This is a genomic window from Thauera sp. SWB20 (genome assembly GCF_000831325.1).
GTDB classification, from domain to species: domain Bacteria; phylum Pseudomonadota; class Gammaproteobacteria; order Burkholderiales; family Rhodocyclaceae; genus Thauera; species Thauera aminoaromatica.
This window is the reverse complement of record NZ_JTDM01000020.1, coordinates 650,939-676,587: the sequence shown is the minus strand read 5'-3', so window position 1 is coordinate 676,587 and position 25,649 is coordinate 650,939. Positions and strand designations below refer to the sequence as shown.

The window sequence follows — 25,649 nt, the reverse complement described above, 5'->3', positions numbered from 1 at the left end:
CGATGATACCCGACCCGCGCCACGCTCCCGGCACGGGCAAGGAAAATCGCCGGTTTTCTGCACGAGCGGCGGAAGGCTGTGCCGCCCCCGCACCCCCGTATAATCCCGCTTTTGCGTCGCCGCCCCCCCCATGCCCCACATCCACCGCCTCTCCGACCTGCTGGTCAACCAGATCGCCGCCGGCGAGGTGGTCGAGCGCCCGGCCTCGGTGCTCAAGGAAGTACTCGAGAACGCGGTCGATGCTGGCGCGCGCGCGATCGAGGTGCAGCTCGAGCAGGGCGGCGTGCGGCGCATCCGCGTCGCCGACGACGGCTGCGGCATCGCGCGCGACGAGCTCGCGCTCGCGCTCGAGCGCCACGCCACCAGCAAGATCGCCACCCTCGACGACCTCGAGCGCGTGGGCACGATGGGGTTTCGCGGCGAGGCGCTGGCGGCCATCGCCGCGGTGGCGCGCACCGGCATCACCAGCCGCGCCGAGGGCGCGAGCCACGCCTGGCGCATCGAGGCCGGGCGCGAGCCCGAGCCGGCGGCGCTCGACCAGGGCACAGTGGTCGACGTCGCCGACCTCTACTACAACACCCCCGCGCGGCGGAAGTTCCTCAAGACCGAATCCACCGAGTTCGCCCACTGCGACGACATGTTCCGCCGCGTCGCGCTCGCGCGCCCCGACATCGGCCTGCAGCTCGCCCACAACGGCCGCGTGATCCACCGCCTCCCTCCCTCACCGCCCGCCGCGCGGGTGGCGGCGCTGATGGGCGACGACTTCCTGCAGCACGCCCGCGAGGTCCAGGCCGACGCCGGGATACTGCGCCTGGCCGGCTTCGCGTCGCTGCCCGCCTATTCGCGCGCCAGCCGCGACGCGCAGTATTTCTTCGTCAATGGCCGCTTCGTGCGCGACAAGCTGCTCGCCCACGCGGTGCGCGAAGCCTACGCCGACATCCTGCACGGCGCGCGCCATCCGGCTTACGTGCTCTTCCTCGAGCTCGACCCCGCCGGGGTGGATGTGAACGTGCATCCGGCCAAGATCGAGGTGCGCTTCCGCGAGTCGCGCGCGGTGCATCAGTTCGTCTTCCACGCCGTGCGCCGCACCCTGGCCGAGAGCGGAGCGGGACGCGCTGCGGAGCTGCACGCGCCCGCAGCCATTGGCGTCGGTGCCGGCCCCGCGGCCTCCCCGGCATCGGGCACCGTCCCGCAAGGGGGCTTCTCGAGCGCCCTCCCCCCGCTTTCCGTCCCGACGGCCGCCCACCACCCCGCATCGCGGTCCTGGCCGCCCGCAGACGCCCGCCAAGGACGCCTGGCGATGGAGTCGGCGAGCCGCGCCTACTTTGATTTCGCCGCGGGCGCACGCGATAGCGGTGGCGCCAGCCTGCCCGACCGCCCCGGCGAGATCCAGTCGGGCCCGCGCCCGGCGCCGACGGAGACCGCCACGGGCGAGGCGCCGCCGCTCGGCTACGCGCTCGGCCAGCTGCACGGCATCTACATCCTCGCCCAGAATGCCGCCGGCCTCGTGCTGGTGGACATGCACGCCGCCCACGAACGCATCCTCTACGAGAAGCTCAAGACCGTGATCGACGGCCGCCCGGCCGTGCAGCGCCTGCTGATCCCGGCGGTGTTCTCGGTGGGCGCGAAGGACATGGCGGCGGCCGAGGAAGGCACCGAGGTACTCGCCGGCATGGGCTTCGAGATCGCCGCCGCCGGTCCGCAGGAGCTCGTGGTGCGCAGCGTGCCCGCGCTGCTGGCGAGCGCGCCGGTGGCCGAACTGGTGCGCGAGCTGCTGCAGGAGCTGCGCGAATTCCCCGCCACCGAGGTCGTCACCGCGCGCCGCAACGAGCTGCTCGCCACCATGGCCTGCCACGGCGCGGTGCGCGCCAATCGCCAGCTCACCCTGCCCGAGATGAACGCCCTGCTGCGCGACATGGAGGCGACCGAGCGCGCCGACCAGTGCAACCACGGCCGCCCCACGTGGACGCAGCTGAGCCTGGCCGAGCTCGACCGCTTCTTCATGCGCGGGCAGTAGCGCACCCCCGGAGCCGAATGCGCGCCCGTCGGCGCGCCTGCATCATCCCGCGCGATACACCAGCACCCCGACCACCACCGCGGCCACCGTGGCCCAGCCGATGCGGTCCACATACTTGCGCAGCGCACCCTCCATGCGCTCGCCCCCCCAGGCCATCAGGCCCGCGACGAGGAAGAAGCGCGCGCCGCGCCCGATCAACGAGGCCAGCGTGAATGGCAGCAGGGCCATCGACGCCACGCCTGCGGCGATCGTGAACACCTTGTAGGGAATCGGCGAAAAGCCGGCGATGAAGATCGCCCAGAAGCCCCAGGCATCGAACCATGCCACCGCCTGCTCGTAGGCGCCCCAGTAGTTGCTGCCGCGCAGCCAGGGCTCGATGAGGTCGAAGGCGTAGTAGCCGATGAGGTAGCCGAAAAGTCCCCCCGCCACCGAGGTCAGGGTGGTCAGGAGCGCGAACCACCAGGCGCGATGCGGATTCGCCAGGCACATCGGCGCGAGCATGACGTCCGGCGGGATCGGAAAGAACGACGACTCGGCGAAACTCAGCCCCCCCAGGAACCAGGGCGCGCGCGGATGACGCGACCACACCATCGTGCGCTCGTACAGCGGCGAAAAGATCTTCAAGAAAGCACCTCGACAGGATTGCACGGACGCCCCGTGCACAGCGCGCGCAATCATACCTGCAAGCCACTTCTCCTTTGCGGGCACGCTCATCCACGCATCGCTCACCATGGCGACCGCCGGCGTTGTCCCCAGCACCCGTGGGCAGCTCCCGGGACAAGCTGTGGATAAGTTCCGCAAGGCGCTGACGGACAGGCGTATTCCCCCGCTGCCCGTTTTTTGTGCAGCGCCACGGCGCGGAACTATGTCTCATCCGCCGATGCGGCGCAATTGAGTCGGAGCGGGGCTTCTGCTAGCTTTCGGCATAACCGAGCAATACCCCGTTTCACTTCCCCAGCGTTGTTGTCGCCCGAGCGGGCGACTGAACGCCCGTTTCGGAGAATGTGCTTCATGATCAGAAGCCTCACCGCCGCAGCGACACTTGCGCTGCTCGCCACCGCCTGCGCCACCCCTTACTCGCCGGCGCCGCTGGCCACCAACTTCGGGACGACGAAGCAACAGAAGTTGCAAGCGGCCTCGCACTGGAACACCATTGCCCGGGACGTGGCCGACAAGCTTTCGGCACGCATACCTACTGGATCTAGGCTGTTCGTCAACCAACACTCCGACGCCTCGGCGTTCGAGCGCGCCTTTGCAAGCCAGCTCACGACAGCACTGGTCGATGCCGGGCATTCGGTCATGCGAACGCCTGAAGGTGCGATGCGCGTTGGCGTGGAGACGCAGGCGATCGCCTTCACGGCAGATCGCCCCCAGCATCGACACGCCGGCCTCCCCACCGCGCTCGGGGCTGGCGTGTGGGCGCTATACGACATTGTGGAATATGCCTCGAACGGTCCGGCCAAAGCTGCGCTCGCTGCCGTCGCATCTGCAGATGCCTACACCTGGTTCCAGTCGGAGTTCGCCTCGGGTGACACGCCTTCGATGGAAATCATCGTCAGCGCGAGTGTTACAGACGCATCGCGCTACCTCGCTCGCACGAGCACCGCGTACTATGTGAGCGACTCCGATCATGATCTCTACCTGCCGCATGTGGAGAAGCAAGCACCGAGACTGCCACCGATGAAGTCCTTCCAGGTCGTCGGAGGCGAATGATGCGCAAGCCCGCAATCCTCGCCGCAGCCCTCGCCGCCGCCGTGCTCGTCACCGCCGGCTGCGCCACCGAACCGGTCGCGTCGCGCAAGGACATCAGCTTCGACGCCGCCGCCGCCAACCCGCTGATCCCGTCCAACTACGCCGCGGCCGACAGCCTGCTCGCGCAGCTGCGCGGCCAGCTCGCGCCGACGCAGGCACTGATCGCCGCCACCGTGGTGAACATCGACGCGCTCGAGCAATCCTCCACCCTCGGCCGCCTCATCTCCGAACAGGTCTCGGCGCGCTTCACGCTCGCCGGCTACCGCATGATCGAGATGAAGTTCCGCAACAACGTCTATATGGCGCGCGACCAGGGCGAGCTGATGCTCACCCGCGAGATCCGCGACCTCGCCAGCACGCACGACGCGCAGGCTGTGGTGGTGGGCACCTACGCGCAGAGCAGCGAGATGGTGTTCGTGAACCTCAAGGTCATCCAGCCCGAGACCAACGTGGTGCTGGCGGTGCACGACTACGCCCTGCCGCTCGACCCGATGACGCGCTCGATGCTGCGCGGCCACCGCTGATCGCCGCATCCCGGGGGCGGGCGAACGCGCGCCCCCGCCGACCGCAAGCCTTTCGGCACCGGCCCCATCAGCCTGGAAATGCGCCGCCGTTCTCGGCAAACCTGAGGGGTTGCGGGTCGCGCGCTGGCGGATCACGACGGCCTGGGAGATAATCCGCGCGCCCTGCGCCGTCGCGAATCCCGCACCCGCGCGCACACTTCGGCCTCGCCCAAACTGCCTCCGCCCATCCCCGCCCCCCTGCCGCCCGCCCTGCTGCTGCTCGGCCCCACCGCCAGCGGCAAGACCGCGAGCGCGCTTGCGCTCGCGCAAGCCCTGCCGGTGGAGGTGATCAGCGTGGATTCGGCGCTGGTGTATCGCGACATGGACATCGGCACCGCCAAGCCGAACGCGGAGGAACGCGCGGTGTGCCCGCACCACCTGATCGACGTGGTGACGCCCGAGGAGAGCTATTCGGCCGCACGCTTCCGCGCCGACGCGATCCGCCTGATGGGCGAGATCGTCGCACGCGGCAATATTCCGCTCCTGGCCGGCGGCACCATGCTGTACTTCAAGGCGCTGCGCGACGGGCTCTCCGACCTGCCCGCGGCCGACCCCGAGCTGCGCCGCGCGCTCGACGACGAGGCCGCCGAGCGCGGCTGGCCGGCGCTGCACGCCGAGCTCGCCCGCCTCGACCCCGAGGCCGCGGCACGCCTGGAGCCGGGCGACGCGCAGCGCATCCAGCGCGCGCTCGAGATCGTCCGCCTTACCGGCCGCCCGCTCGCGGACAGCTACGCGAAGAAGGAAGACGACCCGCTGCCTTGCCGGCTGCTGCCGATCGCGCTCGCACCGTCGGACCGTAGCGCGCTGCACGCGCGCATCGAGGAGCGCTTCGACGCCATGCTCCACGCCGGCCTGGTCGACGAGGTTCGCCAGCTGCGCGCGCGCTACCGGCTCGACCCGTCCATGCCTTCGATGCGCTGCGTCGGCTACCGCCAGGTGTGGGAATACCTCGACGGCGGCACCGGCTACGACGAGCTGCGCTTCAAGGGCGTCGCCGCCACCCGCCAGCTCGCCAAGCGCCAGCTCACCTGGCAGCGCCAGTTCCGCGAGACCTGGCCGGGCTTCGTCGAGCTCGACTGCCTGCGCCCCGACCTCCCCGAGGCCGTGCTGCACACCGCCTTGCGGCTGCTGCACGACCTTCCCCTGCATCCCGCCTGAACGGAACCGCTCCAATGGATGAACAGATCATCGCCGACGTCGAGCAGTGGCTCGACGAGGTCGTCATCGGCCTCGACCTCTGCCCCTTCGCCGCCCGCCCGCGGCGCGAGAAGCGCGTGCGCATCGCGGTCAGCCACGCCACCACCGCCGACGCCCTGCTCGAAGACCTGCAGGCCGAGCTCGAGCGCCTCTCCGACACCCCGGTGGCGGAGCTCGAGACCACCCTGCTGGCGATCCCCGACATGCTGGAGGACTTCGCCGACTACAACGACTTCCTCGACGCGGTGGACCTGTGGGTCGAGCAGTTCGGCTGGGAGGGCGAGCTGCAGGTGGCGAGCTTCCACCCGCAGTACCAGTTCGCCGACACCGAGGCGGACGACCCGGGCAACCTGACCAACCGCTCGCCCTGGCCGCTGCTGCACATCATCCGCGAGGAGAGCCTGGAGAAGGCGATCGAGCATTACCCCGAGGTCGACCGCATCCCCGAGCGCAACATCGCGCGCATGAACGCACTCAGTGGCGAGGAGCGCGCGAAGCTGTTCCCCCACCTGTTCGGATGAGGCACCGAGGAACTTTCGATCAGTTTTCCTGCTCGCCGCAACAGCCCGGCAAATGCCATCCGCAAGCGGCCCGAAGCGGGTCGACGACCACGGGCCACACCCGCCCGCCACGCTGGCCGCGCACCGGAAGCGGGAGTAGACTGGTGCCAAGCGGAAAGTTTTTCCTTTGCCCCAGTTCGTAGCCTTTGCAATCCAGAACCAAGGAGTTCTTCCCATGTTCCCCGAATATCGCGACCTGATCACCCGTCTCAAGCACAACGACCGCCACTTCACCCAGCTCTTCGAGAGGCACAACGAGCTCGACCAGAAGATCCACAACATCGAGACCCACGTCGTGCCCGGCACCAGTCTCGAGATCGAGGTCATGAAGAAGGAAAAGCTGGCGATCAAGGACCAGATCTACGCGTACCTGAAGAGGGTCGAAACCGAAAGCTGATCACCCCCCCGGCACCGTGACGAACCCCGCAAGCGCGACCGGCGCGGCGGGGTTCTTCGTTTTCAGGAGGCGGCTCCCTGCGCGACCGCGACCGGCGCTTCGCGCTCGCGCCGCGCCAGCAGCGTATACACCGTCGGCACCACGAAGAGCGTGAAGAAGGTGCCGATCAGCAAGCCCCCCACGATCACCCAGCCGATCTGCTGGCGGCTCTCGGCGCCCGCCCCGGTCGCCAGCGCAAGCGGTAGCGAGCCCAGCACCATCGCCCCGGTCGTCATCAGGATCGGCCGCAGGCGCAGCACCGCCGCCTCCACCACCGCCTCGCGCAGCGCATGTCCGTGCTCGCGCAGCTGGTTGGCGAACTCCACGATCAGGATGCCGTGCTTGGTGATCAGCCCGACCAGCGTCACCAGGCCGATCTGGCTGTAGACGTTGAGCGTGCCGCCGGTCAGCCATAGCGCGCCGAGCGCGCCGGTCATCGACAGCGGCACCGTCAGCATGATGATGAAGGGGTCGCGGAAGCTCTCGAACTGCGCTGCCAGCACCAGGTAGATGAAGGCGAGCGCGAGCAGGAAGACCAGCGCGAGGCTCTCCGCGCTGGTCTTGAACTCGCGCGACTGGCCGTCGTAGTCGGTGCTGGAGCCCGGCGGCAGGATGCGCGCCGCGGTGTCGTCCATCCACTGCAGCGCCTCGCCCAGGGCGTAATCGGGCGCCAGATTGGCCGAGATGGTCACCGAGCGGCGCTGGCCGAAGTGGTTGAGTTCGCGCGGCGCCACGCGCTCGCTCACCTGCACCACGCTGGTCAGGGGCACCATCTCGCCGGTGCGCGCACGCACGTAGATGTCGCGGATGTCGCGCGGGTCGCGGCGCTCGCCGGCGCCGACCTGCACGATCACGTCGTACTGCTCGGCGTCCTGCTTGTAGCGCGTGACCTGGCGACCGCCGAGCATGCTCTCGAGCGTGCGCGCGATCACATCGACGTCGACCCCGAGGTCGGCCGCGCGGTCGCGATCCACCTCCACCGCAAGCTCGGGCATCGTCAGCTTGAGGTCGGTGTCCGGCGACAGGAAGCCGGGGTTGTCGCGCATCGCGTCGAGGAAGGTGTCGGTCACGCGCGCGAGCGCGTCGTAGCTCTCCGAGGTCGCCACCACGAAGCTCACCGGCCGCGAGCGCGCACTCTGCCCGAACGAAGCCGGCATGATCGGGAAGGCATTCACGCCCGGCACGGCGCGCAGCTTGGGCTGCAGTCCGCTTGAGATCTCCCCGGCCGTACGCGTACGCTCCGACCAGTCGGCGAAGCCGACGAAGGAGATGCCCTGCGACACCGTCGGGTTGCCGGCGATCACCAGATAGCGATCGACTTCCGGCAGGCCGGCGTAGATGCGCTCGATCTCCTCGGCGTAACGCGCCATGTAGTCGAGCGTGGCGCCCTCCGGGCCGGTGAACATGCCGATCACCCGACCGCGGTCCTCCAGCGGCGCGAGCTCGCTCTTCAACTGCCCCATCAGCCAGACCGAGCTCCCCGCCACCACCGCGAACACCAGCATCACCAGCCAGCGCGCGCCCAGCGCCAGCTCGAGCACAGCGCGATAACCGCCGGTGAGCCAGGCCAGGAAACGCTCGATGCCGTTGTAGATCCGTCCGTGCGTGGGCTCGTGACGCAGCAGCTTCGAGCACATCATCGGCGACAGCGTCAGCGCGACGAAGCCCGACACGATCACCGCGCCGGCGAGCGTGAGCGCGAACTCGGTGAAGAGCTTGCCCGTGCGCCCGCTCATGAAGGCCACCGGCGCGTACACCGCGGCCAGCGTGATCGTCATCGCCACCACCGCGAAGCCGATCTCCCTGGCGCCCTTGAAGGCGGCGGCGACCGGCTCCATGCCGTCCTCGATGTGGCGGTAGATGTTCTCCAGCACCACGATCGCATCGTCCACCACCAGCCCGATCGCCAGCACCAGCGCGAGCAGCGTGAGCGTGTTGATCGAGAAGCCGAGCACCAGCATCAGCGTGAACGCGCCCACCAGCGACACCGGGATCGTCACCAGCGGCACCAGCATCGCCCGCCAGTTGCGCAGGAAGAACAGGCACACCGCGGCCACCAGCAGCACCGCCTCCCAGATGGTGGAGAACACCGCGTCGATCGAGCGCTCGATGAACACCGTGGTGTCGTTGGCGATGGTCATCGACATGCCTTCGGGCAGCTCGGCCTGCAGCCGCGGCATCATCTCGTCCAGGCCACGCTTGAGGTCGAGCGGGTTCGCCACCGATTGCTTGATGAGGCCGATCGACACCGCCGGCCGCCCCATGAAGCGCACCGAGGTGCGCTCGCTCTCGGGTGCCACCTCCACCCGGCCGACGTCGCGGATGCGCACCGGGTAGGCGTCGGCGGTGTCGCCCTGGCGCAGCACGATGGCGCCGAACTGCTCGGGCCGGGCGAGGTCGGTCTGCGCCACGACGGCGAACTCGCGCTCGCGGCTCTCGATGCGCCCGGCGGGCAGTTCCACGTTCTGGCGCCGGATCGCGTCTTCCACCTCCTGCACGGTCAGGCCGAAGGCGGCGAGGCGGTCGCGATCGAGCCACACCCGCATCGCCGAGCGGCGGTCGCCGAACAGGCGCGCATCGGCCGCACCGGGCAAGGTCTGCAGACGCGGCTTGATGACGCGGTTGGCGAAGTCGCTGATCTCCATCGGCGCGTGGCGGTCGGAGGAAAAAGCCACCCAGATGATCGGGCTGGCGTCGGCCTCGACCTTGGCGATCACCGGCTCGTCGATGTCGTCGGGCAGGCGCTGGCGCACGCGCGACACGCGGTCGCGCACGTCAGCCGCAGCCGAATCGGCGCTGCGCTCGACGCGGAAGCGCACCGTGATCTGGCTGCGCTCCTGGCGGCTGATCGAGGACAGCACGTCCACGCCCTCGATGCCGGCGAGCGAGTCCTCCAGCGGCTTGGTGACCTGCGACTCGACGATCTCGGCGCTGGCGCCACGGTAGCGCGTATCCACCGTCACGACCGGCTCGTCGATGTTGGGGTACTCGCGCACGGTGAGCCGCGAGTACGACATCAGGCCCACCAGCAGCACGAGCAGCGACAGCACGGTGGCGAACACCGGGCGGCGGATGCAGAGCTCGGAGAGGACCATCGCTCAGTCCGCCCGCGCCACGCCGCCCGTGGCCAGCTTCACCGCCGCGCCGTCGCGCAGCTTGAGCTGGCCGGCGGTCACCACCACCTCGCCCGCCTGCACGCCCTCGACCACCTCCACCATCGCGTCGCGCCGCGTGCCGGTGCGCACCTCGACGCGCTGCGCCTTGCCCTCGGCGACCCGGTATACGAACTGGGTGTTGCCCGGCGCCGGCACCAGCGCGGCCTCGGGCACCATCACGACGTCGGCGCGCTCGGCGAGGATCAGGCGCACGCGTACGAACACGCCCGGGCGCAGGCGCAGCTCGGGGTTGGGCAGGCTCGCGCGCAGCCTGAGCGCGCGCCCCTGCGCATCGACCAGCGGATCGATCGCCTCGACCGTGGCGGCGAAACGCTCGCCCGCCAGCACGTCGCTCGCGATCTCCACCGTCTGCCCGGGGCGCACGCGGTCGAGGTAGAGCTCGGGCAGGCGGAAATCCACCTTCAGCGTGGCGATGTCCTCGAGGTTGATCATGGCCTCGCCGTCCTTGACGAAGTCGCCGGGGCTCACGCTGCGGATGCCCACGACGCCGGCAAACGGCGCGCGGATCTGCATGCGCGCGAGCCTGGCCTGCGCGAGCGCCACCCCGGCGCGCGCCACCTCGAGCTGCGAGCGCGCGTTGTCCAGGCTGCTGCGGCTCACGAAGCTGCGCGAGAAGAGGTCCTGGCTGCGGCGGAAGTTCGATTCGGCCAAGGTCAGGCTGGCGCGCGCCTGCTGCAGCTCGGCGCGCTGCACCGCGGCGTCGAACTCGATCAGCACCTCGCCGCGCCGCACCGCCTCGCCATCGCGAAAGCGGATCGCCTCGATCCGCCCCGACACCTCGGGACGCAGCACCACCGACTCGTTCGACACCAGCGAGCCGACCGCGCCGACGTCGTCGGCGAGCGCACGCACGCCCACGGTGTGCGTCTCCACCACCACCGGCCCGCCCTGCGAGCCACCTGCAGCACCCGCGGCCCCCTTCGCACCCGCGGCCCCCTTCGCACCCGCAGTCCCCGCCGCAGGCGGCACCGCTTGCACGCCTGCCGCCTGCGCCTGCGCCCGCGCGCCCCCCGGCGGCAAGGCCGGCGGACGGTTTGCATACCAGGCATAGGCGCCCAGCGCGGCGAGACCGACGAGGCTGAGCGAGAGGACGAAGCGGCGGCTGGAAGGCATCGGGAAACGAGGAGTCGGGCGTGAGGGGTGGAGAGCGTGGCTCGGCGCGAACCGCCAGTTTAGGGACAAAGGCGCGCGCTGTCCGGTTCCGCGCCGCGGGACGGTCGCGTTGCGCCGGGCTGCATCCGCTCAGCCGGCCTGCGCGGGACTCAGTCGTCCGCCAGCGGCCATTTCGGGTTCCACGCCACCTCCCACGGATGCCCGTCGAGATCCGCGAAATAGCCCGCATGGCCACCCCAGGCGGTGTCGCGTGGCGGACGCAGAATGCGCGCACCCGCCACCGCGGCCTCGGCCATCACCTCGGCGACCTGCTCGCGCCGGGCGACGTTGTGGCTCAGCAGGCAGCCGCTCGTGCCCGACGGCGGTTCCGCGACGCCGGCCTCGACCGCGAGACTCGTGCGCGGGAAGAGCGCCAGCCGGATCCCGGGCTGCAGCGTGAAGAAGGCGACCGCCGAATGCTGCGCCGCACTCCCCACGATGCCCTGCGTCGGCCAGCCCAAGCCGTCGCGATAGAAGGCGACGGCGCGCTCGAGATCGTCCACCGCGAGCGTGATCACGCTGAGGCGCGGCTTCATGCGCACACGCGGCTCAGCGGCACTGCAGCTGGCCGGACTGCGCGTGCACCACGCACTGCAGCGGACCGCACTGGCAGTTGTGCAGGACCGAGGGCGGCGCCTCCGCGAGGCGCAGGCCGCGCGAACAGACGCATTCCTCCGGCATCGCCGGGCCCACCGGCTGGGCGATCGCGCCGGCGGGTGCCGGGACCGCGGCGAGGAGGAGCACGGCCACAGCGGCGGCAGAGAGCCCGGAAAGCGTGACGAACAGGGCGCGGATCTTCATCTTCGATCTCCTCGGACGAACCAGCCGACAGCGTAGCAGCAAGCGCCTGCGGCGCGCGCTATGCTGTGGCGGTGCTCGATCGAGGGAATGCCCTGCCCATGTCCGACGCCACCCCCGTGCCCCTCTCCCCCGCACGGCTCGTCTCCTTCCGCTTCCATGGCGAGTTGGCGGCCTTCCTCGCCCCGGCACGGCGCGACCGCAGCTTCGAGGTCCGCTGCGCGGCCGACTCCAGCCTCAAGCACGTGATCGAAGCGCTCGGCGTCCCGCACACCGAGGTCGGAAGGGTGCTGGTCGACGGTCGCCCGGCGTCCCTCGAGCGCCGCTTGTGCCCGGGCGAGCGGGTGTCGGTCCATCCCCATGCCGCGCGCTGCGGGAAGCCCTGCCCGTCCCCGCCGCCGCGCCTCATCGCCGACGCCCATCTCGGCGGCCTGGCGCGACTGCTGCGCCTGGCCGGCTTCGACACGCTCTACGACAATCACATCGAGGACGCCACGCTCGTCGCCACCGCCGTGCGCGAGCGGCGCGTCGTGCTGACCCGCGACCGCGAACTGCTCAAGCGCCGGGACGTCGCCGAGGGCTGCTTCGTGCATGCGCTCGAGCCGGCGCGCCAGGCGGTCGAGATCCTCCGCCGCCTCGGACTCGCCGGACACGCCCGCCCGTTCTCGCGCTGCCTCGAATGCAACGCGGCACTACAGGAAGTCTCGCCAGCGGCGGTGGTGCAGCGCCTGCCGCCCGCGGTGCGCGCGCGTCACACACACTTTTCCGCCTGCGCCGGCTGCGGCCGGGTGTATTGGGAAGGCTCGCACTGGCAGCGCCTGCGCGCGCGCATCGACGCCCTGCTCGCGCAGGCGCGCGCGGCGCCGCAGGACGAAGCCGCGGACTGAGCGCCTCAGTCTGCTTCGCGCGCCAGCGCCCACAACACCAGCGCGGCGAAGCCGAACAGCAGCGCCCACTTGAGCGCCGAGCAGGTGGTCGACAGCAGGTACAGCCCATGCATGCCGAAGCGCGGCATCTCGGTCAACCAGGCGTGGAGCGCATTCTCCACCGCGTCGAACACGGCCGCGAGCGGCAGGACGAAGCGTGCCGCAACGCGTGCCCGCCCGGGCAGCGACGCGAACAGCGCCGTGCGGGTCGCGAGCAGCCAGCCGAAGCTGCCGTAGGCCAGCAGCAGCAGGCTGTCGACCGGAAGGTGGAGGCGGTAGCGGGCAAGATCCTCGGGCGACCACACATGGACGATCTCGCCGAAGCCGCGCGGCGTCCACGCGAACTGCAGCACGGTCACGCCCGGCTGAAGCCCCGCGGTCATCCAGAAGGTGACGACGGCGAGCACAACCACCAGCAGTCCCGACAGATACACGGCGCGCATGCGCGAACCTCCGAAGTGAGACGCACACGGGGTGCCGACACGAACCCGGCCGCGGCGGCGGCGGCGGGTCGCCAGGATTGTAGCCGGGCCTTGATCGGCAACAGACGACGGTCGCGGAGGTCGAAGTATCATGCGGCGCACCCGCCTCCGAACCCAGCGCGCCGACACCGCGCCGACACCATGACCGGACCTCATCTCCTGCCGCTGCTGCTGCTCTACGCCCTGATGCTGCCGGTCACCGGCATGGTGCCGGTGCTGCCCGAGTTCACCGCGCAGCGCTTTCCCGGTCTGGGCCAGTTCGCCAGCCACTTCTTCATGTCGATCAACATGATCGGCGCGCTGCTCGGCGCGCCGATCGCCGGCCTGCTCTCCGACCGCCTCGGCAAGCGCCGCCTGCTCGCGGTAGGCGCGCTCGCCGTGAACGGCATCGCGCTGCTGGGCATCGCCTGGGCCTGGCGCAGCACGGAGAGCTACGCGCTGCTCCTCGCGCTGCGCCTCGTCGAGGGCTTCGCCCACATGTCGGCGCTGTCGCTGCTGATGGCGCTCGCCGCCGACCACGCCGGCAAGGCCGGGCTGGGCGCGCGCATGGGCGCGGTGGGCGCCTCGATCAGCCTGGGGGTGGCCACCGGCGCGCCGCTCGGGGGCATCATCGGCGACATCGACCCCTTCTGGGTGCCCCTCGGCGGCGGCCTGCTCTCGCTGGCGATGGCCGCGCTCGGCTTCGTCCGCCTCGCCGAGGGCGGCGGCACGCGGCCGCGCATGGCGGCATCCGAGATCGTCGACACCCTGCGCAACCGTCGCCAGTTGCTGATCCCGCTCGCGTTCTCCTTCGCCGACCGCCTCACCGTAGGCTTCATCGTGTCGACGCTGTCGCTCTACCTCGGCCTGGTGATCGGTTTCGATGCGCGCCAGATCGGCATCGCGATGGCGGCCTTCCTGATCCCCTTCTCGGTGCTCACCTGGCCCGCCGGCCACCTGTCGCGGCATTGGGATCCGTTGTGGATGATGGTGATCGGCAGCGTGCTCTACGGCGTCTTCCTCGCCGTGCTCGGCTTCGTCCCGGGCGATCGGGTGGTGGCGACGATGGCCGCGGGCGGCGTGATCGCGGCGCTGATGTATGCGCCCTCGCTGGTGCTGGCCGCGCAATATGGCGGCAGCGACTGCCGCGCCAGCGCGCTGGCCGCCTTCAACATGGCGGGCTCGCTCGGCTTTGCCGCCGGCCCGCTGCTCAGCAGCGCGCTGCTCGCCTTCTTCGGCCTGGTGCTGGAACGCCCCTACCCGCCGGTCTTCGTGGCGATCGGGCTGATCGAGGTCGTGCTCGCCCTCGCGGTGCTGCTGCTGGTGCGCCGCGGCCGGCTGCAGGCCGGCGCCGCGACGGCCTGAGGGCCCGGGTTCAGACGACGTCGATGTCGCTCGCCTGCCGGGCCGGCGCAGGTTCGTCGCCGCTCTCGACATAGGCCGCAAACTTCATGTCCTCGCCGACGATGTGATCCACCAGCCAGCCGCGCAGGAAGTCGACCGTGTCGCGATCGATGCGGATGCGCCCGTCCTCGAAGTGGCCCTGCAGCACGAAGATCTGCTCGAACAGTGCCTCGTGGATCGCCTGGTGGCGCGCCAGTCCCGGGTAGCCGCTGGCGCGCATGATCTCTTCCTCGCGCGCGAAGTGTTCCTCGGCGTACTCGACCAGGCGGTTGAGCACGCGCGCGATGTCCTTGCGGTCGCGGTTCTGTTGCCACGCAAAGTGAAAATCGTTGACGCGCTCGAACAAGGCGCGGTGATCCTCGTCGATCTTCGCGTTACCGGTGCAATAGTCGGCTTTCCAGTTGAGCAGCGCCATCGTCGGGTCTCCGGGCTCGGACGGCGATTCCGCTGCGGAGCCATCCACGGCCGCCAGCTTAGCGCGTTCGGTGCCAGCACTGCCACGAACCCGGTCACGCTGGCCTGCGTCGGTCCGACCCGAGCGTGGCGCCATCACCGCAGGCCTGTGCCCGCATCAGGGCGGGACGGCCTCGGCTGCCCGGGGAGCGTGGTATTCCTCGCACCCGGCACCGCCATCCACCCGCGCGGCCACGAACAACACGCCCAACCGCCACGCGGCCAGCGCGAAGGCTGTGATCCAGGCCAGCGTGGCAAGCAACTGCAAGGCGGATGCGGGCATGTCGGGCAGGCCGGCGGCCGCGCGCAGCAAGGCCGCGAGCACGATCGAGACTGCCGCCGCCCCCACCCACGGACGCTCGTCGAGCGGGTAGCCGGCGTGCGTGCGCCCGGCGATGCAGAGCACCGCCAGGATGGACAGGCCCATCGCGCCGATCGCCAGCAGGTGAGTCCCGGCGCTCGGTCCCGCCGGCGCCCCCAGACGGGCGAGGCCGAGCAGCAGGTAGCCGAGCGCCAGCAGCCAGTACACCGCATAGAGCAGGAAGGCCCAGCGCGTGAACAAGGCGCGCCCGACGTGCCAGTCGTTGAGCAGGTTGAACACCGCCGCCGCCGCGCCCAGCCCCAGCCAACCGGTGATCGGCGAGCCCGGCAGGAGGTATTCGGCCACCGTATGGACCGCGATCGCCGCGATCGCCAGGTTGCGCCGCGGCGGCCGCGCGCGGTAGGAAGGCAGTTCCAGCTCGGCCTCCTCGTCCCGGCGCAACGTATGCGCGGGCAGGCGGCGCGCGCGCGCGGCGTCGAGCGCGTCGTTCATGACGCGCATCGAGATCCGGCTCATCGCCACCACCACCAGCGTCATCATCACGCCCAGCCCCACCAGCACCCAGCGCATCGGGTACTCGCCGCGCAGCACAGCGAGGTGGAAGCCCGCCACCGCCATCGCCATCGCCGCCAGGCCCCACTGAAAGCCGAGGTGGCGACGCTCGGGGTCGCGCCACAGCCGCGGCGCCACCGCGGCCAGCAATGCGCAGGCGAAGCCGATCTCGAGCAGGGCCGCGGGCAGGTGCCCGATCCATCGCGCAACGGCCTGCCCCTCCTCCCCGCCGAGCCAGCTCTCCGCGACGGCGGCGAGCCCGCCCGACAGCCAGAAAGCCGCGCGCGCCGCCAGCCACAGCAGTACCAGACGCAGCACAACCCGCGGCGCGAACGCCGGCGTGGCGGTGAACTCCGGTACCGCGGTGAGCACGAAGCCCGCCACCGCGGCGAGCCCGAAGCCGAACATCAGCTCGTGCGCGTGCCACACGAAGGGGCCGCCCGCGACCGCCGGCAGCGCCAGGCCGAAGCCGAGGAAGCCGCCCCAGGCGAGCAGCACCAGCACCGCATGGAGCGCGGTGAGGAGGAAGAAGGGCCGGAAGCCGCACATGAACAGTGGCCGTGCCGCAAGCCGCACGCTCCAGCCCGATTGCGCATTGCCCGCCCCCTTCCCGGTCACGGCCCCGCGTCCAGCATTCATCGTCCTGTCACCCATGCTCATGCCCCGCAACGCTTGCCGCCCTGCACCGGGATCGGTCTGGAAGTCGGGCTCGCCAGGCGCAGCCCGGACAGCGGCTCAGCGCGTGCGGCGGCGGCCAGCCCGCCTTGCCGCACGAACTCTGGCCGCGGCGCAGATCCCGCTCGATCCCTCGCCACCGCCACCGCCGGTGGCAAGCCGAAGCTCGCGCGTACGTCCGGCACCTGCAGCAGCTCTGCGGTGTGCCGGTACACCCAGGCGTCATCGCGCCGGGCCGCCGGGCGGTCGAGCTCGAAGCGGCACACGATGCGCCCGGGCGCGGGCGCCATCACCAGGATCGCATCCGACAGCCGCACCGCCTCCATGAGGTCGTGGGTGATCATCAGCACGCCCATGCCGCGCTCGGCCTGGTGGTCGAGCAGCAGGCGATAAAGCTCTTCCTTGAGGCCGACGTCCAGTGCCGAGAACGGCTCGTCGAGCAGCAGCAGCTCGGGCGCGAGCACCAGCGCGCGCGCCAGCGCCACCCGGCTCTGCATGCCGCCCGAGAGCTGGTGGGGGAACTTGTCGAGGTCGCGGTGGGCGAGTCCGAGGCGCAAGGCCAGCGCGCGCGCGCGGAAGTGGCGCTCGGCGCGCTTGACGCCGGCCGCCTTGAGGCCGAGCGCGACGTTGTCGAGCGCGCTCTTCCAGGGCAGCAGGCGCGGCTGCTGGAACATGAAGGCGGTGGAAGCGAAGCCGCTGTCCACCCGGCCTTGCTGCACCGTCAGCAGGCCAGCCGCCAGGTGCAGCAGCGTGGTCTTGCCGCAGCCCGAGGGTCCGACCAGGGCCACGACCTCGCCCGCACGCACGCGGAAGTCGATGCCAGAGAGCACCTCGTCGCGCGCGAAGGCATGGGAGAGCCCGTGCACGCGCAGCTCGGCAGTCGAAATCGCGTTCATGCACCCTGCTCCCGCCAGCGCTCGACCTCACGCTTGATCGGCTCCAGCACCAGGTACTCCACCGCCAGCAGCAGGCCGACCACCGCGGCGATCCAGGCCATGGTCGCGGCGGTGTCCAGGTGCGAGCGCGACACCGCGAGCGCCGCGCCCACACCGTCCTGGGTGGCGAGCAGCTCGGCCATCACCACCACCTTCCAGGCCGTGCCGAGCGCGGCGATCCAGGACGGGAACAGGTAGGACACCACGTGCGGCAGGTACACGTCGGTGAGCATCATGCGGCGTGGCAGGCGGAAGGCCGCGGCCATGCCGTGGAGCTGGTTGTCGAGCGTGCGCGTGCCCTGCAGTGCGCCGATGAAGATCACCGGGAAGGACGCCACGAACACGGTGAACACGGGTGTTCCATCACTCGCGCCGAACCACAGCATCGCCAGCACCAGCCAGGCGATCGGCGGCGTGCCCATGAGCACGGTGACGAGCGGACGCGCCATCATCGAGGCGGTCATCGACAGCCCGGCGACCAGGCCGAGCACGCTGCCGGCGACCACCGACAGCGCGTAGCCGGTAAGCGCGCGGCGTGCGGTGGCGGCCAGTTCCGGCCACGCCGCGCCACTGTCGATCAGGCCCCACAGCGTGGCGAAGGCCGCGCGCGGGTCGGGCATGACGAGCGGGCCGTAGGCGAGACTCACCGCCTCCCAGGCGGCGAGCAGCAGACAGAGGCTGGCGATCGCGCCCCAGCCACTCCACAGGTAGGCCGGCAAGCCGGCCAGCCAGGCGCGCAGCAGGTTCATGGCGCCTTCGCTCCGCCGTAGAAGCCATCGTCCGGCAGCTTGCCGCCGACCAGTGCGGGATTCTTCGCCACCAGCTTGGCGAACAGGTGCTCGAGCTCGGCACGCGCATCGCGGCTCGGCACCACCTCGAGCTGGCTCACCGCGATCGAATCGGTCACCGCCTCGGCGCTGAGCACGTCGATGCGCGCCGCCACCGCCTTGCCGCAGGCCGCGGCGTTGACCTTGCACCACGCGAGCGCGCGCGCGTACTCGGCCTCGATGCGCGCCACCAGCTCGGGGCGCTCGCGCAGCGCGCCCATGACCGCGATGCCCGCCTGCGGGATGCGTGCCGCACGCGCGAACACCCGGCCCCACTCCTTCTGCAGGTCCACGCTGCGGTGCAGCTCGGGCGCGATCACGCTGAGCGGGAAGGACCCGGTCTTGCGCAGCGCCATCGAGGCCGCCGGCTCGGCGAGCAGCGCGTGGTCGACGCGGCGCATCACCAGCAGCTGCATCGCGTCCACCGGGCTGGCGACGTAGCGCAGGTTCAGGTCCTTCCTCACGTCCATGCCCTGCCCTTCGGCAAGGAGTTGCAGCACGATGTCGGGCATGTCGCCGCGAAACGGCATCGCCAGCTCCTTGCCCCGCAGGTCGGCCAGCGACTTCAGCGCCGGATCGCGCGACACGAGCCACAGCACACCCCAGGTCGACACGTTGATCAGCTGCAGTTTCGCGCCGCGGTTGTAGAGGTTGGCGGCGACGTTGGTCGGCATCGCCAGCACGTCGGCGCGCCCGTCGAGCGCCATCACGCGCAACTGGTCGGGGTCGCGCCACGGCACGAACTCGACCACCTCGGCGAGGTCGGCGAGCGCACCCGAGTCGACCATGTGGATGAGCGCGTTCGACACCGCGGCCGACGGACCGGCCAGGGTCAGTTTGGCAAGCTTCTGCCCCTGCGCATGGACGATGCCGGTCACGAGCAGGAAGGCGCACACCACGCAGACGTGCATGACCGCGCGCATCCACGCCGGGGGCGCCGTCGGGCGGCGACGATCCTGGCCCATGTCAGAAGCTCCCGTTCAGGCTGAGCGCCACGCCACGGCCGGGCGCGGCGAGTTCGTTGCCGGACACGCCCTCGGTCTGGTGCTCGTGATAGCGCTTGTCGGCGAGGTTGCTCAGCTGCACGGCCAGCCCGGCGGATTCGAAGGCGCCGAGCTTGCCGAAGCGCCAGCCGAACTCGGCGTCGGCGGTGACGAAGCCGGCGGTGGGGTTTTCGGTGCCGTTGGAGAACCGGGTCGCGATGCGGTCCTGCTCGGCGACCGCGCGCAATTGCGCGCGCCACCAGAAGCCACGTTCGGCCGCCTGGCCAAGCCCCAGGGTCAGCTCGGGCGCAGGCATCTGGAACAGCGGCTCGTCGTCCTGATGGTTCTCGCCGCGCAGCCAGGTGAAGCCCGCGTCGGCGACGAAGGCGCCGACCGGCATGCTGGCGCTGCCCTCGATGCCGTAGATCGTGACCTTGTCGAGGTTCTCGGTGAGCTTGAAGGGCAGGCCGTTCTGCGGATGCACGGCCCCGGTGACACGGCCGGCGATGTAGTCGTCGATGCGCGTATAGAAGGCGGCAAGCTGGTACCGCAGGCCGGCGCCGCCCCGCTTCAGGCCGAGTTCGAGACTGGTCGACACCTCCGGGTCGAGCTGCGGGTTGCCGACATGGAAGTAGCCGTCGCCGCGCGCCGAGTCCTCGAAGCGCTCTCGCATGTCCGCCGCGCGGTAGGCGCGGCCGAGGTTGGCGTAGGCGCTCAGGCGCTCGCTCAGCGGCTGGATCGCACCGAGCGACCACGACAGGTTGTTGTCGGCGTTCTCCAGCCCGGTGGTCTGCGTCATGCCCTTGCGTTCAGCGTCACCGGTGACGCGATCGAAACGCGCCCCAGCGACGATCCGGGTATCGCCGAGACTGAACTCATCCTGCACGAAGACGCCCGCCGACTCGATCTCGCCCTTGTCGAAAGGATCGTTGCGCAGGTTGTTGTCGAAGGCCGGCGGATTGTTGTCGATGTAGCGCTCCGGATCGCCGCGCATGCGCCAGAGGTCGGCACCCACGGTCAGCAGGTGGTCGGCGCCGAACGGGAACAGGTACTTCGCCTTCGCGCCATCGGTGACGAAGCGGACGTCGTTACGCACATAGTCGCGCTGCTTGGCCGACGAGAACGCGCGGATCTGGCGGAACACTTCCTGACGGTAGAGCTCGGCCGACAGCGTGCCCTCGCCCAGCTTCGCGTCCACGCCAAGCTCGTAGAGCTCGCGGCGCTGCTCGGGAGAATGGATGGTCGCGGTGCCGAGCGGCTTGGGGATTCCGGCGCCGGTGCGCGCCGATCCCGGATACCACACATCCTCGTCCTCATGCCGCTGCAGGTTCACCCGCAGGGTCAGGTCCTCGCTCAGCTTGTGCTTGTACTTTGCCAGCAGCGTGTCGGACTGGTAACCGGTGCGATCCTCGCGGCCGTCCGGGCTGCGGTAGTCGTCCACGTCACGCCCGGCCACGCCCAGCACCAGCGCGCCGTGCGCGCTCGAGCGCGTCAGCAGCGCGGCACCGGCGACGCCCTTGTCCACGCTGGAGAAGCGCGCGCCGACGCGCCCGCCCACCGCCTCTTCGGCGCTGAAGCCGACATCGGGCGTGATCAGGTTGACCACCCCGCCCATCGCGCCGCTGCCGTACAGCACCGAGCCCGGCCCCTTGACCACCTCGGCGCGCTCGAGCAGGCCGAGGTCGAGGAAGGAGGCGATCGCGCCCTGCGGCTGCGCCGAGTTCATGCGCACGCCGTCGACCATCACCACCACGCTTTCCTTCTTGAGCCCGCGCAGCACCGGGTTCTGCCCCCAGGCACCGTCCGACTGCGCCGCCAGGCCGGGCTTGCCGCGCAGCAGCGCGCCCGCGACCGTGCCGCCGGCCGCCGGCGCCTGCAGGATCTCGACCGCCTGCGGGGTCTCCAGGGTGTCGGCGGCGTAGCCCTTGGCGGTGACGGTCTGGGCGCCGAGCAGGGTCTCGGCATGGACGAGGCTGGAAACGGGGAAGGCGGACAGGCCGAGGACGGCCACCGCGAGCGGGCGCAGACGAAGCACGATGGAAAGCTCCAGGAAGTCGGGTTCCCGGGCTGGCTGGCGACGGCTGGCATGCCCGAACAGGAAGATCAGGGAGCGATACTATCGTAATGCGAATTGTTCGCACTTGCGTTTTATCAAATTCCGCCCGCGCGACCCGGCTTTTCGCCAGCCGCCGCTATCATGCGTACGCAAACCCTCCCCTCGATCTCTCCCGCCCCCGCCGATGAAGCTCTCTCGCCTCTACCGCCCGCAAGACCGCCGCTTCTGGCTGATGATCGTGCTCAACCTGCTTTCGGCCATCCTTGCCTGGCTCCTGCGCAGCTGGCCGCTGGTTCCGCTGGCGACCGTCGTGGTGGCGCTGTTCGCGCTCGGCAACGCCGCGCTCGGAATGTTCATCGCCTGGGATCTGCTGCGCGACGAGCGCGAGGATTGAGCCGACTGGCCGCTGGCCCCAGGCAGCGGGAAGCGGTACATCGCGGCGGCCAGTTTCGCGCCTTGCGGCGCTCCTACCGAAAACCGCCACTGTCCCTGCCGATGCAGGAGCGCCGCAAGGCGCGAATGCGGCGGCCGAGGGGCCTCGCGGGTTCAGATGTCCGGCATCAGGTAGATGCGCTCGGCACCCGCCGGAACCGGCGCCGATTGCGGTCGAACGGACGCGGGCCTCGGTGCAGGCAGCGCCGGCAGCGGAGCGAGCGCGTGCGCGCCCAGCGCGCCCCACTGCAGCACCTCGATGCGGCCGTCGTGGTGCTCGACGACGGCGCTGCAACTATCCACCCAGTCGCCGCAATTGAGGTAGCGGATGTCGCCGATGCGGCGATCCGAGGCCCAGTGGATGTGGCCGCAGATCACCCCGTCCACCCCGCGCTGCTGCGCGGCGTGGGCGACCGCATCCTCGAAGTCGAAGATGAAGCTCACCGCCTTCTTCACCTTCTGCTTGGCGTAGCCCGCGAGCGACCAGTATCCCGGCACGCCGAGCAGGCGACGCGCACGCGACAGCAGCAGGTTGATGCGCACCAGCGCGTTGTAGGCGACGTCACCCAGCAGCGCCACCCAGCGGTGGTGGCGGGTGACCTGGTCGTACTCGTCGCCGTGCACCAGCCAGTAGCGCCGGCCGTCGGCGGCGTGGTGGATCCATTCCGACTCGACGCGGATGTCGCCGAAGGCGACGCCGGCATGCTCGCGCAAGGCCTCGTCGTGGTTGCCCGGAATGAAGATCACCTGGCAGCCGTGGCGGGCGCGGCGCAGCACCTTCTGCACCACGGTGTTGTGGCTGGGCGCCCACTGCACGCTGCGCTTCATCGCCCAGAAGTCGACGATGTCGCCGAGCAGGAAAAGGTAATCCGACTCGTGCTCGCGCAGGAAGTCGAGCAGGCGCTCGGCCTGGCAGGCACGGGTGCCGAGATGGACATCGGAGAGGAAGATCGCGCGCACGCTGCTCATGGTTCAGGTCTCCTCCGGGCGGGGTTCGGACAAATCGAGGGGCCGGCCGCTGCCCGCCCGCCACACGCGCAGCAGGGCCGCGGCGAAGCGATCGTTCACCCGCTCCCAATCGATCGCCTCGGCGCTGCGGCGCGCGGCGCGCGCGAGCTCCGCGCGCAGCGCATCGGCCCCGGCCATCTGTACGGCACGCGCGATGAAGCCCTCTTCGTCGCCACAGGCCACGCTGGCACCGTTGCCGAGGTCGCGGATCACCTCGGCGGCGGCGGCGTAGTCGTAGGCCACCGGGCACACGCCGCTCGCCATCGCCTCGAGGGTGACGTTGCCGAAGGTCTCGGTGAGACTGGGGAACAGGAACAGATCGGCCGACGCATAGTGCGCGGCGAGGTCCTCGCCGTGACGCATGCCGACGAAGACGGCGTCGGGGTGGGCGCGCGCCAGCGCCGCACGCTGGGGGCCGTCGCCGACCAGGACCATGCGCGCGTCCGGGCGCAGGCGGCGGATCGCTGCGAAGGCGCGCATCGCGAGGCCGAGGTTCTTCTCCGGCGCCAGGCGGCCGACGCTGATCACCGCCAGCCCGCCCGGGGGTAGGCCCCAGGCACGGCGCAAGGCCTCGTCGCGGCGCGCCGGCGAATACAACGCGGTGTCGACCCCGCGCGAGATCACCTCCACGCTGCGGTAACCCTGCGCCGAGAGTTGCGCCGCGAGCGCCGCGGTTGGCACGAAGGTCGCCGCGCTGCGGTTGTGGAAGCGGCGCAGGTAGGCCGCCACCGGCTGGCGCAGCCAGCCCATGCCATAGTGGCCGCTGTAGTGGTCGAAATTGGTGTGGAAGTCGGAGCTGACCGGGATGCGCAGCTTGTTGGCCGCGGTGACCGCGGTCCACCCGAGCGGCCCCTCGGTCGCCACGTGCACCAGGTCCGGGCGCTGGCGCGACCACTCGCGCACGAGACGCACCCGCGCCGGCAGCCCGAGCTTGAGGCCGTCGTAGCGCGGCAGGCGCAGGCCGCGGGCGAGCACTTCTTCCAGGCCCTCGCCGTGCGCCGCGGTCTCCCCGGGGCGCTGGCGCGGGCGGATGAGCTGTACGCCGTGGCCGCGGCGGATGAGGCCGTCGACCATCCGCCCCAGGGTCATGGCCACGCCATTGACCTCGGGCGCCCAGGTCTCGGTCACAAGCGCGATGCGCAGGCGCGGCGCGCGGCAGAGGTCTTCGGTGGTGTAGTCGAGCGTTCTCATGGCCCCGCAGACTAGGGGGGCCGCAAGACAGCGGTGTTACGCCGGCATTGCCGCGAGCTTACCGCGGCGCGTGCCGGGGGCCACAGCTTCAGCGCGCCGGCGCGGGCGCATCGAGCGCGGCCACGATCGCCGCGTCGTAGCCGTAGATGTCGTTGCGCAGCAGCACCCTGCCCGCCTCGTCGAGCGCCGCGGTGGCGTAGTGCAGCAACACCTTGACGTCGCGCCCCACGTCCACGGTGCGCGTGCGCCCGCTGTCGAGCGCCGCCTGCAGCGCCTGCGCGCTCCAGCGCCCGCTGTCGGCGAGCAGCAGCACCGCCAGCTCCTCGGGCTTCTCCACGCGCACGCAGCCCGAGCTGAGCGCACGCTCGGCGCGCTTGAACAGGGAGCGCGCGTTGGTGTCGTGCAGGTAGATCACGTAGGGGTTGGAGAGCGAGAACTTGATCCGCCCGAGCGAGCCGTCGGCACCGGACTGCTGCTCGACGCGATAGGGAAAACCGCTCTGGCGCGCCCCGCTCCAGTCGATGGTGGCGGGGTCCACCGTCTGCCCGCTGCGATCGACCACGCGCAGGCGCCGGTTGGCGAGATAGGACGGGTTGCGCGCTGCGCCCGGAATCACGTCCTCGCGCAGGATGGTGGGTGGCACCACCCACTTCGGGTTGAGCACCAGATGGGTGACGCTGTCGAGCAGCGAGGGGGTGCGCCGCTTGGGCTTGCCGACGATCACCCGCGAGGACCACACCGGCTGGCCGTCGAGCACGAGGTCGGCGTGGTAGCCGACGATGTCCACCAGCAGGCGGTCGCCCTGCAGGTCGCTCGCCACCCAGCGCAGGCGCTCGAGGTTGGCGCGGATCTGCGCCACGCGCTGCGCCGGGCTGGCGTTGAGCGCCTCCAGGGTCTGCGCCCCGAGCACGCCGTCGGCCTGCAGGCCGTGCGCGGCCTGGAAGCGCTTGACCGCCTCGACCAGAGCTTCGTCGTAGTGGGACTTGTCGCGCGCCTCGGACACGCGCTCGCCCGCGGCGGCCAGGCGCGCGCGCAACGAGGCCACGCGCGAGCTGCTTGCACCGGGCTTGAGGGTGGGCCCGGCGGCGACCTTGGGCCAGTCGCCCACGGCGAGCCGGCCTTGCTGGGCGAGCAGCTCGGCGCGCAGCGCGCGGTAGAGCGGCAGGTCCGGCGCGTACGCGTCGACCGCGGCGGCCAGATCGGGCGCCTGCAGCACGCGTGCAAGCTCGGCCGCACGCTCGTAGGGCCTGGGCGGCGGGGTGAAGTTCCACTCGCGGTAGAGCGCGCGCGGGTCGACCTTGCCATGGCGGAGCTGGAAGAGCAGCGCGGCCAGGGTGTCGGTGAGCAAGAGCTCGCGCTCGGCCGCACGCTCGGGATCGGCCGCGGGGACGGCACCGGCGCGCAGGCGGGCGGGGGCGAAATCCGCCGCATCCAGCCCATGCCCGCGTACCGCCTCGACCGCCGCGAGCAGGGCGTGCACGCGCGCAGGTTCGGTCCACACCGAGCGGTAGGCACGCGCGAGGTAGAACAGCGCGATGGGGTCGTCGGCCGTCGCGGCGCGCTCGCGCAGGCGCTGCTCGATGCGCAGCGCGAGCGCGGAGTCGCTCGCGGCCGGCTCGACCGCGACCACCGCGGCCTCGCCAGCCGCTGTCGCATGCACGCAGGACGCCATGAGGGCCAGCGCGGCGAGGGCCGCGGCAGTTACAAAACATTTGCCCAGACCGGGCTTGCTTTGCATTAGGATTCCGGCCTCAAGTACTTGTTCGGATTGCT

Annotated in this window: 24 protein-coding genes; 9 read left to right on the top strand and 15 right to left on the bottom strand. The window is 70.8% G+C overall.

Annotation, left to right across the window (positions count from 1 at the left end; genetic code table 11):
* Window positions 1-130: 130 nt before the first annotated feature.
* On the top strand, window positions 131-2,017 hold the full coding sequence (gene mutL / locus PO78_RS16940) for a DNA mismatch repair endonuclease MutL (protein ID WP_043745361.1): 1,887 nt from the start codon (window positions 131-133) through the stop codon (window positions 2,015-2,017).
* 42 nt (window positions 2,018-2,059) lie between these two features.
* On the opposite strand, the gene PO78_RS16935 is transcribed toward mutL, so the two are convergent.
* Window positions 2,060-2,641, bottom strand: coding sequence for a YqaA family protein (locus tag PO78_RS16935; protein WP_004326584.1), 582 nt, complete (start codon window positions 2,639-2,641; stop codon window positions 2,060-2,062).
* A gap of 387 nt (window positions 2,642-3,028) precedes the next feature.
* Here PO78_RS16935 and PO78_RS21960 point away from each other — a divergent pair, with 387 nt between their 5' ends.
* From PO78_RS21960 to PO78_RS16910, 5 genes are all read left to right on the top strand, one after another.
* Window positions 3,029-3,730, top strand: coding sequence for a hypothetical protein (locus tag PO78_RS21960; RefSeq protein WP_156147831.1), 702 nt, complete (start codon window positions 3,029-3,031; stop codon window positions 3,728-3,730).
* Complete coding sequence (locus PO78_RS16925) at window positions 3,730-4,293, top strand: FlgO family outer membrane protein (RefSeq protein ID WP_004326581.1); 564 nt, start codon at window positions 3,730-3,732, stop codon at window positions 4,291-4,293. Before PO78_RS21960 ends, PO78_RS16925 begins: the two co-directional genes overlap by 1 nt.
* Before the next feature lie 213 nt (window positions 4,294-4,506).
* Entirely contained in the window at window positions 4,507-5,490 is a 984-nt protein-coding gene (miaA, locus tag PO78_RS16920; protein WP_197068804.1) for a tRNA (adenosine(37)-N6)-dimethylallyltransferase MiaA, read from the top strand.
* A 14-nt stretch (window positions 5,491-5,504) separates the two neighbouring features.
* Window positions 5,505-6,050 (top strand): DUF1415 domain-containing protein, encoded by a 546-nt coding sequence (locus tag PO78_RS16915; protein ID WP_004310685.1) that lies wholly within the window; start codon window positions 5,505-5,507, stop codon window positions 6,048-6,050.
* A gap of 214 nt (window positions 6,051-6,264) precedes the next feature.
* A complete protein-coding gene (locus tag PO78_RS16910; RefSeq protein WP_004310683.1) occupies window positions 6,265-6,486 on the top strand; it encodes a YdcH family protein in 222 nt (73 codons plus the stop codon).
* Between the two features lie 62 nt (window positions 6,487-6,548).
* Here PO78_RS16910 and PO78_RS16905 read toward each other — a convergent pair whose 3' ends face one another.
* The 4 genes from PO78_RS16905 to PO78_RS16890 all read right to left on the bottom strand — a co-directional run bounded on the left by PO78_RS16905 (window position 6,549) and on the right by PO78_RS16890 (window position 11,654).
* Window positions 6,549-9,620, bottom strand: coding sequence for an efflux RND transporter permease subunit (locus tag PO78_RS16905; protein WP_043745356.1), 3,072 nt, complete (start codon window positions 9,618-9,620; stop codon window positions 6,549-6,551).
* A gap of 3 nt (window positions 9,621-9,623) precedes the next feature.
* Window positions 9,624-10,814 carry an efflux RND transporter periplasmic adaptor subunit gene (locus PO78_RS16900; protein ID WP_043745354.1) on the bottom strand — a complete coding sequence of 397 codons (1,191 nt, stop codon included), beginning with the start codon at window positions 10,812-10,814 and terminating at the stop codon, window positions 9,624-9,626.
* A gap of 149 nt (window positions 10,815-10,963) precedes the next feature.
* On the bottom strand, window positions 10,964-11,389 hold the full coding sequence (locus PO78_RS16895; protein ID WP_043745352.1) for a VOC family protein: 426 nt from the start codon (window positions 11,387-11,389) through the stop codon (window positions 10,964-10,966).
* Window positions 11,390-11,402: 13 nt separating this feature from the next.
* On the bottom strand, window positions 11,403-11,654 hold the full coding sequence (locus PO78_RS16890; RefSeq protein WP_043745349.1) for a hypothetical protein: 252 nt from the start codon (window positions 11,652-11,654) through the stop codon (window positions 11,403-11,405).
* A gap of 98 nt (window positions 11,655-11,752) precedes the next feature.
* On the opposite strand from PO78_RS16890, the gene PO78_RS16885 reads away from it, so the two are divergent.
* On the top strand, window positions 11,753-12,538 hold the full coding sequence (locus PO78_RS16885; protein ID WP_052484438.1) for a Mut7-C RNAse domain-containing protein: 786 nt from the start codon (window positions 11,753-11,755) through the stop codon (window positions 12,536-12,538).
* Window positions 12,539-12,543: 5 nt separating this feature from the next.
* On the opposite strand, the gene PO78_RS16880 is transcribed toward PO78_RS16885, so the two are convergent.
* A complete protein-coding gene (locus PO78_RS16880; protein WP_012585198.1) occupies window positions 12,544-13,020 on the bottom strand; it encodes a hypothetical protein in 477 nt (158 codons plus the stop codon).
* A 180-nt stretch (window positions 13,021-13,200) separates the two neighbouring features.
* On the opposite strand from PO78_RS16880, the gene PO78_RS16875 reads away from it, so the two are divergent.
* Window positions 13,201-14,403, top strand: a complete 1,203-nt coding sequence (locus PO78_RS16875) for an MFS transporter (protein WP_043745346.1) — start codon at window positions 13,201-13,203, stop codon at window positions 14,401-14,403.
* 10 nt (window positions 14,404-14,413) lie between these two features.
* On the opposite strand, the gene PO78_RS16870 is transcribed toward PO78_RS16875, so the two are convergent.
* The 6 genes from PO78_RS16870 to PO78_RS16845 form a co-directional block, all read right to left on the bottom strand.
* Window positions 14,414-14,857 carry a bacteriohemerythrin gene (locus tag PO78_RS16870; protein WP_004310670.1) on the bottom strand — a complete coding sequence of 148 codons (444 nt, stop codon included), beginning with the start codon at window positions 14,855-14,857 and terminating at the stop codon, window positions 14,414-14,416.
* A gap of 156 nt (window positions 14,858-15,013) precedes the next feature.
* On the bottom strand, window positions 15,014-16,387 hold the full coding sequence (locus PO78_RS16865; RefSeq protein WP_231570747.1) for an NnrS family protein: 1,374 nt from the start codon (window positions 16,385-16,387) through the stop codon (window positions 15,014-15,016).
* A gap of 38 nt (window positions 16,388-16,425) precedes the next feature.
* Entirely contained in the window at window positions 16,426-17,340 is a 915-nt protein-coding gene (locus tag PO78_RS16860; protein WP_043745340.1) for an ABC transporter ATP-binding protein, read from the bottom strand.
* Complete coding sequence (locus PO78_RS16855; RefSeq protein ID WP_004310667.1) at window positions 17,337-18,128, bottom strand: ABC transporter permease; 792 nt, start codon at window positions 18,126-18,128, stop codon at window positions 17,337-17,339. Before PO78_RS16855 ends, PO78_RS16860 begins: the two co-directional genes overlap by 4 nt.
* Complete coding sequence (locus PO78_RS16850) at window positions 18,125-19,171, bottom strand: ABC transporter substrate-binding protein (protein ID WP_231570746.1); 1,047 nt, start codon at window positions 19,169-19,171, stop codon at window positions 18,125-18,127. The genes PO78_RS16855 and PO78_RS16850 overlap by 4 nt, the downstream gene beginning before the upstream one ends.
* 1 nt (window position 19,172) lies before the next feature.
* A complete protein-coding gene (locus tag PO78_RS16845) occupies window positions 19,173-21,224 on the bottom strand; it encodes a TonB-dependent receptor plug domain-containing protein (protein WP_004310664.1) in 2,052 nt (683 codons plus the stop codon).
* A 205-nt stretch (window positions 21,225-21,429) separates the two neighbouring features.
* On the opposite strand from PO78_RS16845, the gene PO78_RS16840 reads away from it, so the two are divergent.
* On the top strand, window positions 21,430-21,639 hold the full coding sequence (locus PO78_RS16840) for a hypothetical protein (RefSeq protein WP_004310662.1): 210 nt from the start codon (window positions 21,430-21,432) through the stop codon (window positions 21,637-21,639).
* Window positions 21,640-21,791: 152 nt separating this feature from the next.
* Here the strand turns inward: PO78_RS16840 and PO78_RS16835 are convergent, their stop codons facing one another.
* The 3 genes from PO78_RS16835 to PO78_RS16825 all read right to left on the bottom strand — a co-directional run bounded on the left by PO78_RS16835 (window position 21,792) and on the right by PO78_RS16825 (window position 25,614).
* A complete protein-coding gene (locus tag PO78_RS16835; RefSeq protein WP_004310661.1) occupies window positions 21,792-22,646 on the bottom strand; it encodes a UDP-2,3-diacylglucosamine diphosphatase in 855 nt (284 codons plus the stop codon).
* A gap of 3 nt (window positions 22,647-22,649) precedes the next feature.
* Complete coding sequence (locus tag PO78_RS16830; RefSeq protein ID WP_004310660.1) at window positions 22,650-23,876, bottom strand: glycosyltransferase family 4 protein; 1,227 nt, start codon at window positions 23,874-23,876, stop codon at window positions 22,650-22,652.
* Between the two features lie 88 nt (window positions 23,877-23,964).
* The gene (locus tag PO78_RS16825) at window positions 23,965-25,614 is read right to left on the bottom strand and encodes a L,D-transpeptidase family protein (protein ID WP_082047843.1); all 1,650 of its coding nucleotides are present in this window, start codon (window positions 25,612-25,614) and stop codon (window positions 23,965-23,967) included.
* Window positions 25,615-25,649: the final 35 nt, after the last annotated feature.